At 60.7% G+C, this 15845-nt stretch carries 11 protein-coding genes; all 11 read right to left on the reverse strand.

All coding sequences use genetic code 11. The features are described 5' to 3' along the window. Positions 1 to 128 precede the first annotated feature (128 nt). Positions 129 to 794 (reverse strand): alginate O-acetyltransferase AlgF, encoded by a 666-nt coding sequence (locus J3P91_RS04845; protein ID WP_305496612.1) that lies wholly within the window; start codon positions 792 to 794, stop codon positions 129 to 131. A 14-nt stretch (positions 795 to 808) separates the two neighbouring features. Further along, positions 809 to 1984: an alginate O-acetyltransferase gene (locus J3P91_RS04850; protein ID WP_305496611.1), complete on the reverse strand. Its 1176-nt coding sequence runs from the start codon at positions 1982 to 1984 to the stop codon at positions 809 to 811. Between the two features lie 11 nt (positions 1985 to 1995). Continuing rightward, positions 1996 to 3561, reverse strand: a complete 1566-nt coding sequence (locus J3P91_RS04855; protein ID WP_434569720.1) for an MBOAT family O-acyltransferase — start codon at positions 3559 to 3561, stop codon at positions 1996 to 1998. A gap of 212 nt (positions 3562 to 3773) precedes the next feature. Further along, positions 3774 to 4898: a mannuronate-specific alginate lyase gene (locus J3P91_RS04860; RefSeq protein WP_434574278.1), complete on the reverse strand. Its 1125-nt coding sequence runs from the start codon at positions 4896 to 4898 to the stop codon at positions 3774 to 3776. Between the two features lie 23 nt (positions 4899 to 4921). After that, positions 4922 to 6373, reverse strand: a complete 1452-nt coding sequence (locus J3P91_RS04865; protein WP_305501347.1) for an alginate O-acetyltransferase — start codon at positions 6371 to 6373, stop codon at positions 4922 to 4924. A gap of 12 nt (positions 6374 to 6385) precedes the next feature. Next, complete coding sequence (gene algG, locus J3P91_RS04870) at positions 6386 to 7978, reverse strand: mannuronan 5-epimerase AlgG (RefSeq protein ID WP_434602881.1); 1593 nt, start codon at positions 7976 to 7978, stop codon at positions 6386 to 6388. A gap of 26 nt (positions 7979 to 8004) precedes the next feature. Next, on the reverse strand, positions 8005 to 9489 hold the full coding sequence (locus J3P91_RS04875) for an alginate export family protein (RefSeq protein ID WP_305501346.1): 1485 nt from the start codon (positions 9487 to 9489) through the stop codon (positions 8005 to 8007). Between the two features lie 5 nt (positions 9490 to 9494). Next, a complete protein-coding gene (algK, locus tag J3P91_RS04880; RefSeq protein WP_434602882.1) occupies positions 9495 to 11006 on the reverse strand; it encodes an alginate biosynthesis TPR repeat lipoprotein AlgK in 1512 nt (503 codons plus the stop codon). A 9-nt stretch (positions 11007 to 11015) separates the two neighbouring features. After that, entirely contained in the window at positions 11016 to 12185 is a 1170-nt protein-coding gene (locus J3P91_RS04885; RefSeq protein ID WP_305496605.1) for an alginate biosynthesis protein Alg44, read from the reverse strand. A gap of 35 nt (positions 12186 to 12220) precedes the next feature. Then, a complete protein-coding gene (alg8, locus tag J3P91_RS04890; RefSeq protein ID WP_370870998.1) occupies positions 12221 to 13702 on the reverse strand; it encodes a mannuronan synthase in 1482 nt (493 codons plus the stop codon). A 100-nt stretch (positions 13703 to 13802) separates the two neighbouring features. After that, on the reverse strand, positions 13803 to 15119 hold the full coding sequence (locus J3P91_RS04895; protein WP_305496603.1) for a nucleotide sugar dehydrogenase: 1317 nt from the start codon (positions 15117 to 15119) through the stop codon (positions 13803 to 13805). Between the last annotated feature and the right edge of the window lie 726 nt (positions 15120 to 15845).

Below are 15845 nucleotides of genomic sequence, written 5' to 3' on the forward strand. Positions count from 1 at the left end.
AAATGGTTTCAGAGCTACTGCGTTCTGTCGTTTCACTCTCTTGTTGTTGTTCCGTGCCTGAATGACGCCTCGGTTCAAAGTGGGAGCAGGTTGGCTTCCACAGGCAGGGCGTCAGTCAGGAAAACTCATCAGCGGGTCGACACCGGGCGTTTCACCCAGACTGGCGACAGGCTGCTGCCGGAGCCGGTTACGTACAGCACGGCCGCTTCGCCACGCTCCAGGGCAACAGGCTTGACGTCGCCGACTTTCTTGTCGCCTTCGTACAGTGCCAGGCTCACTTTCACCGGGTTGATTTCACGTTCGCCACGGCCCTTGGCCGCTACGTTCGGAACCACTTCGGTCTTGCCATCAGCGGTCTTGAGGGTCAGCGGCTTGTCGCTGAGGTTTTGCACGCGGACCAGGGATTTCTGCTTGTTCTTGAACGGTGGCTCTTCGATCAGTTGTGGCTGGCCGCTGGCGTTATTGACCAGGGTGTAATAGTGATCGGAGGCCAGTTTAACCGGTACGGTCTGGCTGCCCACCTTGGCGCTGTAGTCGCCGCCAGGCATGAAGCTGAAGTCGCTGCTGGCCAGCGGGGCCACGTCGCTGATATTGGTGCTGCCGACGGTGGCGCTGACTTCGGCGTTGCTGGCGTTGTAGATCCGCACGAAGCTCGAACCTTTTGGCGCGACCGGGCCGTACAGGGCCGAGTCACCGGCAAACGCTGAGAAGGACAGGGCACTCATGCTGGCGACCAGGGCAACGGCCTTGAAGGAGCGAGCAGCGAGACGGCGAGGAGTAGTGTTGAAAGTCATGGTGGACCTCTCTTTCAGTTTTGCGCCCGGTCGGGCGTCTCGGATTGTGTGTTTGCAGCTACGTTCTGTTGGCGGGCGCCGGCTTGTTTGAGCTCGGCGACCCATTGCGGATCGGCGTCGCCGATCTCGTTGTTCACGGGCAGATAACGTTCAGGAAACTCCCAGATCAGCACTTGTGGCGGGCTGTTCTTGAAGGCGTCGCTCTTGAGGTAGCTGAGCATCGGCAGAATCGGGCCATGGCCGTCTTCGGCGTAGTTGACGACGTCGCTGTGCAGGGCTTGCTTGAGTGCACCGACGAAGTTCCAGTTCGGGTTGGCGCTGTAGCTGGTACCGATCAGGGCCACGGGCACCTGGGCATCGGCGAACAGTGCGTCTTCGCTGGCCGGCTGGTCGTCGGCTTCGCGGGTGTTGCGCTTGACCAGCGGTTCCTGGGCTGGCATCAGGTTTTCGAACAGCGGGTCCAGCGGCAGGAACTGACGCAGGTCGCCCTTGTGGATGATTTTTTCCGCAGGCTCTGTGACGAAACGCTGTGGCTCACCATTCAGTGGTGTGCGTTCGGCAATCGCTTTGGCCAGATGTTCCGCAGCGATTTGCGCGCCTTCCGGAGTCCAGTGGGTGTCGGTGCGCAGGAACACTTGCTGACCGCTTTGCTTGGCCTGTTGCAGCGGGGCGAGCAAGTCAGGAGCAAGGATCTTGTCCGCCGCGACACGGGCGTGGAAATCCTGATACAGGTTGGCGTGAATGCTCGAAGGCTTCACTTCACCCAGGTGCTCCGGATACAGCCGCGCCTTGGCCGGCACGATGGCCATGACCAGGGTAATGCCTTGCTCCTTGAGCTTCTGGCGCACGCCTTCGATCAGCGCGTAGTTGCCTTGCAGGTTCTGGTCTTCGTTGACGATCGGGTTGAATTCCTCGTCGCTGAACAGCCACTGATCGCGGCCCAGGACCACGCCTTTGCGGCCCTCGTTGAACAGCTTGTAGTCCAGCGCCGCCCAGATGTTGGTGCCCAGGCGTTTGATCGGGAATTCTTCGTCGTAATGCGTTTCCACGGCCTTGGCCCAGCGACCGTTGAGCACGGTCGCATCGGGGTTGGTGCTGAAGCCGAGGAAGCTGCGCATCGACCAGATACCCAGCGCTGTCAGTATCAGCATGAACAGTGCGACGTAGAAGATGCGTAATGAGCGGGTCATGTCCGGATCCCTCAGAACTGGAAGTAAAGGAACGGCGAGAAGCTTTGCGCCGACAGTTTGAGAATCGAGGCGATGAACAACACCAATACCAGGGTGCGCATCACGTAGCGCGACCAGTCCACGGTCCAGTAGGCCGGTTGCACCTGGGCTTCGACGCCGACGGTGTAGCCTGGTTCATGGATAGTCGACGGGTTGTCGCCCGGTACGGCTTTGATCAGTCCCGGTTGCGCGGTGGCAGGCCCATTGGCTTCGGTGCTTTCTTCAGGCTTGGCCTTGACCGGCGGACGATTGGTGTAGAAGTCGCGCAGGCCGAAGAAGGCGAGGGTGATGTAGGCCACCGCCAACGTGGCGATCTGCAGGCCGGTGAGGTTGGCGCGGGTCAGTTCCGACAGCGACCAGTCACCGAAGCTGAACATCGCGCTGTACATGCGACCGGCGACGTGCAGGTTTTCGGCACGGAAGATCACCCAGCCCATCACCACCAGCAGGAAGGTCAATGCCCAGCGGATCGGGTTGATGCTGCGTGGCGTGGTGTTGATGCCCACCGCTTTTTCGATGGCCAGCCACATGCCGTGCCAGGCACCCCAGATCACGTAGGTGATGTTCGCACCGTGCCACAGACCACCGAGCAGCATGGTCAGGAACAGGTTGCGATAGGTCATCAGCGTGCCTTTGCGGTTACCGCCCAGGGTTATGTAGAGGTAGTCGCGCAGCCAGGTCGACAGGCTGATGTGCCAGCGCCGCCAGAACTCGGTGATCGACTGGCTGATGTAGGGCTGCTTGAAGTTTTCCATGAAACGGAAACCCATCATCAGGCCCAGGCCGATGGCCATGTCGCTGTAGCCGGAGAAGTCGAAGTACAGCTGCGCGGTGTACGCCAGGGCGCCAAGCCAGGCGTCGCCCGTGGTCGGGTTCTCCAAGGCGAAGCAATGGTCGGCCACCACCGCCAGGGTGTCGGCGATGAACACTTTCTTGATGAAGCCCTGCATGAAGCGCGTGCAGCCTTCGGAGAACTTGTCCAGCGTGTGGGTGCGGTTGTTGAACTGGTCGGCCAGGTCACGGAAACGCAGCACGGGGCCGGCGATCAGGTGCGGGAAGATTGCCACGAATGCCGCGAAGTCGATCAGGTTGCGAGTGGCCGGTGTGTCACCGCGATACACGTCGATGATGTAGCTGATGGACTCGAAGATGTAGAACGAGATACCGATCGGCAACAGTACGTGGGTCAGGATGAACGGGTTCAGCCCGAAGCTGGTGATGATCGCGTTGAGGCTGTCGACACCGAAATTGGCGTACTTGAAATAGCCCAGGATGGCCAGGTCCACGCCCACGCCGAGCAGCAGCCAACGTTGGGCCGGCTTGGTGCGCACGCCGGCGGCGCCGACTTTCAGGCCGATCCAGTAGTTCCACAGGGTGACGCCGGCGAACAGGGCGAGGAAGTCCACCCGCCACCAGGCATAGAACACGTAGCTGGCGATCAGCAGCAGCAGGTTGCGATAGCGTTGCCCGCTCAGGTAGTACAAGCCGAGAAAGATCGGCAGGAACAGGAACAGGAACACATTGGATGAAAATACCATCCCGATCTCTCCATGTTGAATCAACAGTCAAGGGCCAGAGCCCCCCCAAACCCCCCCATGAAAATTGGGGGCTATTACATTTCGAACACTTGCTTACCTGTGGCGAGGGAGCTTGCTCCCGCTCGGCTGCGAAGCAGTCGCATCGTCAGGCTTGGGGGCGCTACGCACCCCAGCGGGAGCAAGCTCCCTCGCCACAGGTAATGTGTTGAGTCTTAACTACCTTTCTCGCCTTTCTCCCGCGAAGGGTCATATACCCGGGTCAGGTCGCCGCCGAGCCGGAAGGTCTTGAACGGTTGCATTTCATGCTTGCGTTCCAGCACGTCCTCGGAGCAGGTGTAGAGGCTGCAGAACGGTTCGAGCCAGGCGAATTTCGAATCGATCTTCAGATCCTTCATGTCCTGCTCGTCGCCGTTCTTCTCTTCGAAGATGTCCGGGTCTTCCACCCCGGCCAGCACCCGGTCGCCCAGTCGCTTGAGGGCGCCATTGTTTTCCTGGCGCAGGTCCACGCCGTTGACCTGGGCGAAACTGGCGATCATCGCCAGCGGCGGCAGGGCATAGTTGTGGTAGGACAGGGCGCGTTGCTTGCGCTTGAGCTCGTTGGGCAAGAAGCCTTCGGCGTCGACCTGGTTGACGCCGACCTTGTATTCCTTGACGGCCCAGTCGAACAGGTCACGACGGTTGGTCGCCACGGCGGTCGCCATCACTGACCAGGCGGCCCAGTACGAGTGGTTGTTGGTCTTGTCCAGCGGCAGGTTGTCCCAGTCGCTGACGACCTGGTCGGCCATCTTGCTGAACCAGCTCTCGATCAGTTGCGCCTGTTCCTGGTGGTTCGCCAGCGGGCGCGACTCGGAGAACTTCAGGCGCACATAGGCCGAAGCCATGCTGCCCAGCGCCCATTTGCGCATGGACTTGCCGGTGTGGTTGAAGTCCTTGGACATCAACGCATCGGCCTTGGCCCAGGCGGTCAGCCAGTTCAGGGTGCATTCCAACTGCTCGGGGCGGCCGTCGCGCATGAACTGCATGACCTGCTTGCTGATGCCGCGCTCGATCTTGGTGATGTCGGCAGTGCTGTCGCGGAAGGCTTTTTCCGACTGCACGTTCAGCGTCGCGCGAGCCTTGTCGGAGCCCTCGTACTTGCTGCGAAACTGCAGCGAGCCGGTGTAAGGCGTCGGCACGGCTTCGCAGCCCTGGCCGCCGGAGCCTTCCTTGACCTTTTCAATCGGTGCGAAGTAGCCCTGCGGCGGGCGCAGTGGAGCCGCGGCCTGCGTGGCCCCGGCGAACATCGCCAGGGTCAGCAGCGATGGCGCCAACAGCGTTTTCAACGTTCGGGTGCGCATGGTTCTGGTCATGAGACGAGACCTCATTGTCCGATTTGAGCCGTTTGTTGCTCGGCTTGCGGAGATGCATTGCGTTTGCAGACTTTCGCTTCCACTTGCAGTGGCTCCTTACCGGCTTCAGGACCCTGGACCTCTAGAGCCAGGAGGTTCTGCGAGGCCCAGTCTTCGTCGGTGCGCAGTTGGAAGGCGAAACGCCCGTCGGTTTCGGAGGTGTTCGGTTTTTCGATCTTGATGTCCTCGTGGCGCCCATTCATGTACCAGAGGGTGGCTTGCAAGGTTTTCACCGAGGTGTCGGCGAAGCGAATGTCGATCTGGTGACTGCCGTTACGCAGGTCCATATTCTTGCTGTTGACCATCAATTCGTTCTTGCCCGGCTTGAGCTTGGCCTTGCTGCTCATCAGCGCCGGCTTGCCTTCGCAACCGTTGTTGTCGAGCAGCGCCATCATCTGGCGGTAGATGGTTTCCTGGTCCAGGCGATACAGCGGCGAGAATTCCCAAATGAGAATCTTCGGCGGGTTCTTCTGGAACTCTTCGCTGCCCAGGTACTGGATCATCGCGCCCTCGAAACCGCCGCCCGGGAAGGCCACGTTGAGGATGTCGGCGCCGATGGCTTCTTGCAGGAAACCGGCGAAGTTGTAGTTCTTGCCGCTGTGGCTGGTGCCCACGAGGGTGATCTGCGGATTGCCGGAATCGCCGAACAGGTCGCCGTCGCCAGCCTCGCCCTTGGGCTCGGTGGTGAACTGGTCCATGTACTGGATCGCATAGCTGGTGCCGCAGAGTTGCCCGGCCATGTTGTGCAAGGTGCCGGTCTTGCCCATGCGGCCAGACTTCTTGGTCTCGAATTCCTGCTTGGGAATGTCAGCGAAGGCCGGGATCTGCTTGACCTTCTCGGCGACGATTTTCGCCGTGCGCTGGGCGCCGTACGGGGTCCAGTGCTGGTCGCCACGGAAGTAGAAGTCGTGGGCCGGCAGGGTTTCGGGCAGGTTTTCGTTGGTCAGTGGCGACAGGTCCGGCACCACGTAACCCATCTGCGCGAAACGGCCGAGCATGGTTTTGTAATTGGCCAGGGCCTTTTCGTAGTCGAAGGAAGCCTTCTCCTGCGGGTTGAGCTTGTTGCGGTTCACCAGGCCACGGGTCGGCTGGTAGACGATCACCAGCTCGACGCCTTTTTTCTTGAACGCATCGTGCAGTTGCTGCATGCGCTTGTAACCGGCCGGCGTGGTATTGAACTCGGTACGCAGGTCTTCCTGGGTACGGAACAGCCAGTCGCCCTGGGCCTGCACTAGCGTGGTGAAGTTCTGCTGGTAGCGCGTGGTGTAGTTCTTCGCGTCATGGGCAGCCGGGCACAGGTTGCAGCAGGGTTCGGCGGTAAAGGTCGGTGCTTTGACTTCATCGGCGCGCGCGCCGCTTGCGGCGGCGAGAATGCCGGCAGTCAGGGCGGACAGGCCCAGAAGTTTGATCATCTGTGGGTTCATAAAGGTCATTCCTCAGTCCCGCATTTCGGTCTGGCGTTCGACAGGGTCGATCAGCACGGCTTTTTGCTGGCGCACCAGCAGGTCGAGGATTTCGTCCTGGCGTTCGCCAAGAATCCCCGTGAAGCTGATGCCGCTGGATTTGGTCGGCGCGAGCATGGACACGCGGTACAGCTCGACACTCAATGGCGAGTCGATGGACAACGGGCCGCTGCCATTGCCGGCCAGTTCGCCGCCGACCACGATCAAGGAGACCTGGGCGTCGAACGGGTCGAGCTTGATGTCCCGGTCGGTGTCGGAGAGGTCCTTGATGTGGCCGTAGAGCCCGGTCAGGCCGTTGGCCATGGACAGGTTTTCGTACAAGCGGATGTTCACGCTGTTACGAATCCGAATGCCGTGGCGCTGGTTGCTGATCACCTTGTTGCCCCACAACAGGTTGTCACCACTCTCATAAAGCGTGATGCCGTCGGTGTGGTTCTTGTAGATCTCGTTGTAGGCGATCACGTTGTTCACGCTGTTACGGTCGATCACCAGGCCCGAGAGTTTGTTGTCGTAGCTGCGGTTGTTGAAAATGAAGCTGTCGTTGACCTCACGGGAAATAATGATCCCGTGCTTTTTCTTGGTCCCATAGACGGTGTTGTCGGCAATGATCAGCCGATGGGAACGGTCGTGGGGGTCGATGCCGTAGACGATGTTGTCTTTGTAGGTGTTGCTCTTGACCACGAAGTCGTTGGTTTCGTAGCAGTAGAAGCCGTACCACATGTCCGAGAACTCGGAACCGATGATCCAACCGGTCGGTTCCTTGCGCTTGAGGACCTTGGCCATGTTCGGCGTGTACTGGGAAATACTGACGCCGTACGACTTACTGTTGGCGTAGCCGAAGCTGGCCATCTTGGTGTTGACGATGTAGGTCTCGGTGCCGCCCCAGGACAGCAGGAACGGCCGGAACTCGTTGGCCGAACGGAACGTGGCGGGGCCGTTGTCCTTTTCACGCCAGCCGGTGACCTTGGTGTCGCGGATGAACATCCGGCCATCGTTGACCAGGAACGAGCCACCCTCTTGGGACAGGCGCAGTTCCTGGGTCTGCTTGTCGATCTCCAGGATGCCTTTTTCGCCCACGACAATCGGAATCCGCGCCAGGAAGACGCCTGGCGAAGTTTCCTTGAGGTACTGCTTGGGCACCTTCTTGACCAGATCCTTGAGGTTCATGTAGCCGTCGTCGATGAAGATGGCCTGCGGGATGCCGTGCTGGCGCACCACCCACTCGGCCATCTTGTTGTCGCCGCCGATGAAGTCCTTCAAGGCGTTTTCCTGCATCATCCGCCGCACGCTGACCTTGCCGGGCTTGCTGCGCACGATCTTCGCCGCGACCGCTTCGGCGGTGTAGCCGGAGAGGTCGGGCAGGGTCGGTGCGGCCAGTTCCAGCGGTGCGGTTGGCGCGCTGCTGACGGTGTAGGTCTTGGCTTGCTGCAGTTCCTTGACCACGTTGCCCGGCTTGACCACCGGTTCAACGTTGGCGAACGCCGACGAGCCGGCCAGCAGCATGGCTGCGGCCAACAGGCTGATCGAACCTTTCATCGCCTGGCTGTTCCTGAGGTAGTGGTTCATATCGGGCACTCCCATGGCCGTTCGCATCAGAAGCGCCAGATCACGTCGACAAAGGCGCGATGCATGTACGAATCGACCTCTTTGCCGTAGGCGTCGCCTGGCTTGAACACGCCGCCACGAAAGCGCACCAGCGCCGACGGCTCATCAATCGATTGACTCAGCGCAGCCGGCAGCAGGCCTTGCTTGAAGTACTTGGTGACGACCAGGTCGACTTCCTGGCCCAGGTCCTTGTTGCCGTCGCGCAGCGGCAGGGACGAGGTGGACAGGATCGCGCCGGTCACGTCATCGGTGTTGTTTTCCACGGCGTTGATGCCGTTGCTGCCCACTGCCTTGTTGCCGTCCACGCGCCAGAACTTGTGGTACACCAGGCTGGCGTCGTATTCGTCACGCAGCTGCCAGGAACCGAACAGGCTGGCGCTCTGGGTGTTGGCCATCTCGCCACGGAACGCCTCGCCGAAACGATGCACGCGCGAGCGGGTGCCGGTGAAGTTCGAGCGGTTGCTTTGCAGGCCGTTCTGTTCGTAGTCCTCGCTGGCGCGGGCATAGGCCGCACCGACTTGCCATTGCGGGTCGAGGCGCAGGCGGATACCCAGGTCGGTGGCCCAGCCGTCGACGTCGTCGCTGCGCTTGAGCTGCGCGGGGCGGGTGCCGTCGGCGTTGAGCGGGTTGACGGTGTCGCGGTCGCCGGTCATGCCGGTGACGCTTGCCCAGTAGTTGACGGTATTGGTGTTGCGCCAGTTGTAGGCGTCGCTGTTGGCTTCCAGGCCGAGCCAGGTCAGATCACCGTTCTGGGTCTTGTCCAGGGTGTCGGTGGCCTGGCCCGGGACCGGGTAGTCGAGGCTGCCGCTGTCATGGCTGTGGTGGGCACGGATCCCGGCCCATTGGCCTGGCATCCACTGATAGCCGACGTCACCGTAGACATGCATACGGTCCTTGTCCTGGGGCGACAGCTCCTTGAGGTCGGTGCGGTATTCGCTGAACCGCTCGGCGACGCCCAGGTTGGCCCGCAGCAGCGTGGTGTCGAAGGTCCAGTTCAGGGCTTCGATGTTGGTGTCGCGCCATTGCCCGTCGTCATTGCGCAGGCGTTGGCGGCCGAACTTCAACTGCTCGCCCGGATAAGGGGTCAGGCCCCGGTAGCCAATCCAGAATTCGCGCATGGCCAGGTAGCTTTTCTTGGCCTCGCGGTCGCCGCTGTCGGTTTGCTGGGTCGCGTCGTCCGACTGTTGCAGGGTGTCGGTCTCGATGATGTCGGTGGACGTCACGGCCTGGGCCATGGCATAGGCGCTCCACGCACCGCTTTCGCCGTAGACCCAAGGGCGCAGGTCGAGGCCGATGCCGTTGACGTCACCACCACGCTGGGTGCCGAGGTCGCGGTCATCTTCGGACTGGCCGGTGATCTTCACTTCCAGGCCGAAATTCTTGCTATCGGTCAGGGCCGCCAGGGTCGGGCAGGACCACAGCAGGGCAAACGACAGGCCAATACCAGCCTGTACAAAAGGATTGAGCTTCAAAAGCTTCATAGAGGTTCCTCGCCGTCATCTTCTTTTAGGGCTTGCAGTTCCAGCGTATCGGGGCTCATGGCGCCGCGAATGGCCTGCTCTTGTTGTAGCAGGCGTTGCGCTTGTGCAAGTTGTTCCGGCGGTAATTGTTCTTCGAGGGTCTGGGCAAGCTCGATGGCTTGCGGGGTGTTTTGCGCCTTGGCCAACTGGCTGAACACATAAGCGTTGACCGGGTTGGGCTTGGTGCCCTTGCCTTGGGAAAACAGCTGGGCAATGGCGTAGTCGGCGCTGTTCTGGCCGTTGCGGGCGGCCTTGAGCAGGTGATCCAGGGCCTTTTGCGAGTACACCTGGCCCAGGTAGCCGCGACGATAGATCTGGCCGAGGTAGTAATCGGCGGCCACTTCACGGCCCACGGCCTTCTGGAAATGCGCCTCGGCGACCTTGGCGTCGGCGGGTACCCACTTGCCTTCGTAGTACAGCTTGCCCAGCAACAGCTCGGCGCGCGGCTGGTCGGCGGCGCGGCCGTTTTCCAGGTACTGCATCATCTTGTCGACGTCGCCCAACTCAGGGAAATCGTAGAGCAGCTGCGCCAGGCTGACCCAGGAAGCAGGGTTGCCGGGCGCGATGCCTTCGAGCAGCGACTGAGCGGTTTTCTCGTCGGTCTTGCCCAGGCTGGAATCGGCCAGGACACGCGCGACACTGTCCACGCGCTGGGCCGAGACCACACCGCGAGCGTGACCGGCCTGCATCTGCTTGATCAGCTCGGCCTGCTGTTCCGGCTGGCCGCGTTTCTGATAGACCGTGGCCAGTTCGACGTAGCAGATGTCGGTGGTCGCCAAGGCGGCCTTGCAGACTCTTTCCACTTCGTCCAGATGCTGGTCGTACGTACCCTGGGTGCGATAGAGCAGGATCTGCGCCAGGCCCGCTTCCGGATAACCGGCGCTGCGCCATTGGCTGATTTGTTGCTGCGCGTTGACGTTCGGGAAGCTGTGGGGATATTGCAGGTACAGCATCGCCAGCGGGATCAGCGTATTGCCTTCACCGTTGGCAAAGGCTTTTTTCAACAGGCCTTCGGCTTCGTGCTTTTCAGCTTCGGTGGAACCGGGCTTGGCCACCAGCAGGCGACCCAGGCGAGCCTGGGCGCGCGGCGAGATGTCGGCGGCGGCGCGGTAGGTCGCCTCGGCCTTTCTCATCTGCTCGGGGTCGCGGCTGTCCACCTGGATATCGGCCAGGCCCACCTGGGCCTCGCTGTAGCCCAGGTCTGCCAGTTGCTGATAATTCTGCTGCGCCAACGCCGTGTCGCCGCGCTTGAGGGCTTCGTTGGCCAGGCGCTGGTCGGGCAGGCCGGCGCAACCGCTAAGACTGACTGCCAGCGCCAGAGCACACAACGCATATCCTGTGTGGGAGCGAGCTTGCTCGCGATGCAGGCCGCTCGGTGTACCAGACAGACCGCGTCGATCCCATCGCGAGCAAGCTCGCTCCCACAGGGAATGCGGTGCATTGTTGTTTTGTGGAGTGATCACGGGCATTTCCTCGACTTAAAGACCGACGGCCATGGCTTTGTCGATCAGCCAGTTCAAGTTCGGGCCACGGTCGCTGACGACTTCCACCGGACGGCCGGCCAGCGCGCTGTCCAGGGCTTCGTCAGGCTGGATCAGCACACGGATATCGGAAGACAGGTCGGCGCTTTTCAGGCTGGTGCTGCTGACGATCTTGCCAGTGCGGGTGGCGTCTTCGCCGGCTACCTGGAAGCTGACCGGGGTGCCTGGACGCACGTCGCCGAACTGGCGATAGGAGAAACGCGCCTCGACGTTGGCTTCGGCGCCGCGAGGAACCAGTTGGAAGATCACGTCACCCTTGCTGGCGTACTGGCCGTTGGAAACCAGTTGCTGGGCCACGATGCAATCGCATGGCGAGGTCAGGGTGCCGGTCATTTGCTTGCCGAACAGTTCCTCGACCTTGGCTGGCTGCAGCTGGTTGTCGTCCAGGTGACCCTTGAGCACGTCGAGCATGCTGGTGCTGAAGGTCGCCAGCGGGGCGCCTTTGGCGGCCAGGCCGTCGGCCTTGACCAGGCTTTGCACGGTGCCGTCGCGCGGCATGGTGATGGCCATGCCCGGTACGTTGACGATGCCGGCCTGGGCGTGGCTGACGAAGTACATGCCGTACACCGACTTGAAGATGAAGCCGAATGCCGCCAGGCCGACAATGAAGATGCCCAGGCTGAAGGTCACGGCGCGCAGGCGACCGAAGGCGCTCATGCCACCGTTTTCATCTTTCTGCTTGCGAGCCTTGGTGAAATTGTCGCGCTGCAAAGTCGCCAGCACATCACCGACGCCGACGATGTCGCCGGCCAGGTGCGAGGTGATGATGTGGCGCAGTGTCGAGATGTCCCGCGGCTCCAGGTTCTGGAACTGGCAACCGGCGCGGCCGGTCTGGCGGTCGTAGGAACGGATCTGCAATTCGACGTCCATGGCCAGGCCGAGGTTGTCGATCACGAACTGCAGGCGCGCCTTGTAGGTCTCGCCAACCTTGAGCGGCAGTTGGCCGGCGTTGAAGCACAACCCACCGGCGGACAGGTCGAGGACCTTGACTTCCATCGGCGTACGGTCGGGGCCGAAGAAGCGCAACTTGGCCGGGATTTTGACCCGGGCGTGTTGGCGTTGGGCTTCGGATTCATGCACTACGTTGACATTCACGGCGGTGTTCATAGGGGCGATTTCCTAGTTAATTCATTCAAGTCCGGTCAGACCATCGTCAGCAGCACGGCGACAAAGATGCTGCCGGCGGAGAAGGTCATGGTCCGAGACGACCAAGTGTTGAACCAACGTTGAAAGCTGGCGAGATCACGGGTCAGGTGGGTGGGCTGGCGAGTCCAGGATTGTTGATCGAGGCGGAAGAACACGTAGATCTTCACCAGCGCGCCGACGATCTGGTTGTAATAGAGAATCGCCGGGTAGGCCGGGCCGATCCGGTGTCCGGAGCACGACAGCAGCAGGGTCAGGAGCAACCGCGTGATGCCGATCCACAGCAGGTACACCAGGATGAACGCGGTGCCGTACTTGACACTGGCGATGATCGCCACGGTCAGGCCCAGCAGCGAGGTCCACATCGACACGCGCTGATCGAACAGCACTACCGAGGTGAACAGGCCCAGACGTTTCATGCCCAGGCCCAATGCCCGGGAGTTCTGCCGCAGGTTGTTCCCGTACCAGCGGAACATCAGTTTGCGGCTCGCCTTGATGAAGCTTTTTTCCGGCGGGTGCTCAACCGTGTTGATGGCGGCGTCTGGCACGTAGAACGTGTCGTAGCCCAGGCGCATCAGGCTGAACCAGCTCGACTTGTCATCGCCGGTGAGGAATTTGAAGCGGCCCAGGCGCCAGTGTTGCAGCGAGTCGCTTTCGACGTCGGCGATGAAGTCCGGGTTGGTCACCACGGTGGCGCGGAACACCGACATTCGCCCGGTCATGGTCAACACGCGTTTGGACAGGGCCATGGAGCACATGTTGATGTGACGCTGGGCGAAACGCAGCTTGTGCCACTCGCTCATGATGTAGCCGCCGCGCACTTCGCAGAACTCGTTGGTGGTCAGGCCGCCGACGTTGCCGAACAGCTGGAACCACGGCACGGTCTTGCGCACGACGCCTTCGGCCAGGACGGTATCGCCATCGATCACGGCCACGACGGCGCGGTCGTCCGGCAGGTGACGGGAGATGGCACGGAAACCGAAGGCCAGGCCGTCACGCTTGCCGGTACCGGGAATGCGCACAAAGTCCAGCTTGACGTGCTCTGGCGGGTTCATGCGGGCCCAGAGGCTCTTGACCAGCAGTTCGTCGGACATTTCCACGATGGAGCAGACCACGGTGGTCGGCAGCCCGCAGTCGATGGCTTCGCGGATGACCGAGCTGTAGACCTGGGCGGTGGTCAGCGCATCGATGCGGAAGCTGGTGACCATCAGGTAGACGTGGGACGGATCCGCCGCCTTGCCCAGCTTGCGCACTTTGCGGCGCAGGTGTGGGTAGACGATGTACAGGAAAATCATGCCGCGCACGAAATGCGTCGCGCCCATGGAATAACGCCAGATGCCCACGGCGCCGATCAGGAAGATGAAATCCTTCGATTCGGAGTCGAACGTGGACGTGGGCAGCGCCGTGGCGATGCCCATCAATAAACTCAAGTAAAACAGCCAACCGGCGGCCTGAAGCAGGCCGTGCTTTAGCCTGTGCATAATCTGCATCCGTCTCTATCTCGGGCGGGCCTTGTGGGCGGCCCGATGGGTTAAGGCAGGCGAAAGGCCGGCCGAGGCATGCCCCGGCCGGCTAACAGACTTACCAGCAGATGCCTTCGGTCCGGCCACTCGGGGAGGTGGCCTTGGACATGAAGCCAACCAGGTCGATGACCTGCTTGCCTTCCGGTACGTTCTCGGTCAGCGCGCGGAACTTCTCGTCGCGGTTACCAAGGATGATGATGTCGGAGTTGTCGATCACCGCGTCGAAGTCGGAATTGAGCAAGGACGAGACGTGAGGAATCTTCGACTCGATGTAATCCTTGTTCGCACCGTGGACGCGTGCGTATTCGACGTTGCTGTCGTAGATCTTCAGGTCGAAACCCTTGCCGATCAGCATTTCCGCCAGTTCCACCAGTGGGCTTTCACGCAGGTCGTCGGTGCCGGCCTTGAAGCTCAGGCCCAGCAGGGCGACTTTGCGCTTGTCGTGGCTGGAGACGATGTCGAAGGCGTTCTGCACCTGGGATTCGTTGCTGCGCATCAGCGAGTTGAGCAGCGGCGCTTCCACGTCCAGCGAGCCTGCACGGTAGGTCAGGGCGCGCACGTCTTTTGGCAGGCACGAGCCGCCGAAAGCGAAGCCTGGACGCATGTAGTACTGGGACAGGTTCAGGACCTTGTCCTGGCAGACTACGTCCATCACTTCACGACCATCGACGCCGACGGCCTTGGCGATGTTGCCGATCTCGTTGGCGAAGGTCACCTTGGTGGCGTGCCAGACGTTGCAGGTGTACTTGATCATCTCGGCGACGGCGATGTCCTTGCGGATGACCGGTGCGTCGAGTTCTTCGTACAGCGATTGCAGGACGTCGCCCGAGGCTTTGTCGAACTCGCCGATGACGGTCATTGGCGGCTGGTCGTAGTCCTTGATCGCGGTGCTTTCACGCAGGAACTCGGGGTTGACCGCGACGCCGAAATCGACGCCGGCTTTCTTGCCGGAGCAGTCTTCGAGGATCGGGATGACCACATTGGCTACGGTGCCCGGCAGTACGGTACTGCGAACCACGATGGTGTGACGGGTGGTCTTGTCACGCAGGACAAAACCGATCTCGCGGCACACGGCTTCGATGTAGTTCAGTTCCAGGTCGCCGTTCTTTTTGCTCGGTGTACCGACGCAAATCATCGACAGGTCAGTATCACGAATAGCTTCGGCGAAGTTGGTAGTACCGCGCAGGCGACCTGTTTGAATGCCTTGCGCCAATAGCTCGCCCAGGCCCGGTTCAACGATCGGCGATTTACCGGCGTTGATCATGTCGATCTTGTCTTTGGCGACATCTACGCCAACTACATCATGGCCCCGTGCAGACAGGCAACCGGCACATACTGCACCGACGTAACCCAAACCAAATATGCTAATGCGCATCGCATTTACCTCTGTTTTCACGCCATCAAATGGCCGGAGTTAATAAGTGTTCAGCGGTCATCGCGCACTCGGAAGTGTGGAATGCAGGCGCCACAGTGCCGTGTGCAGGCATACTAAGTTCCGAGTGTCTAAATAAATGCACTCAAGTTGTGCGCAAAGCGGCCTAGTTGTTATGACCTGCCCTGTTATGCAGCCAGTCCTCGTTGGCGGGACGTTCGTGCAACGGTCGTTCACTTTCCGATTTCTGGCAAAAAGCCCACAAAATCAGAAGCTTGTGTGCTCGGGTGAGCACGTTATAGGGGCGCAGCCTTGGCCTTGTAGGGGATACAAATGGTGCTTTATCTCCCGTCCTTTTAAGGGTGGATCCAATTAGACGACCGTTTCGCTAAGTTGTCGTGACAACTCGGTTACTTCGGACGACGTGCCACGTAAGTTATCTCGTACACGCTCGGCGAGAATCGTTACGGGTGGTATGAGCCGTGCAATTTCACATAGTTCCGATCCGCTCATCGCCATTTTCGAAATTTTTCGAAATATCTGCCTAGATGGCACTGCTCTCAAATTGATAGCACGCGCGCTTTTGGCCTTTAGTTTCGGGGAGTTGGCGGGGGTAGATAGTTTTGTGCCACTACTGATGAAAAATTTCCGTGCCACTACGGAAAAATCTGACATTTGTCGAGTGAAAGAAAAGTTAGAGCAGGGGGTGTTTGTTTTGTTGACGCCAAG

Origin of the sequence: Pseudomonas sp. Z4-7 (assembly GCF_051131965.1) — a bacterium.
GTDB lineage: Bacteria > Pseudomonadota > Gammaproteobacteria > Pseudomonadales > Pseudomonadaceae > Aquipseudomonas.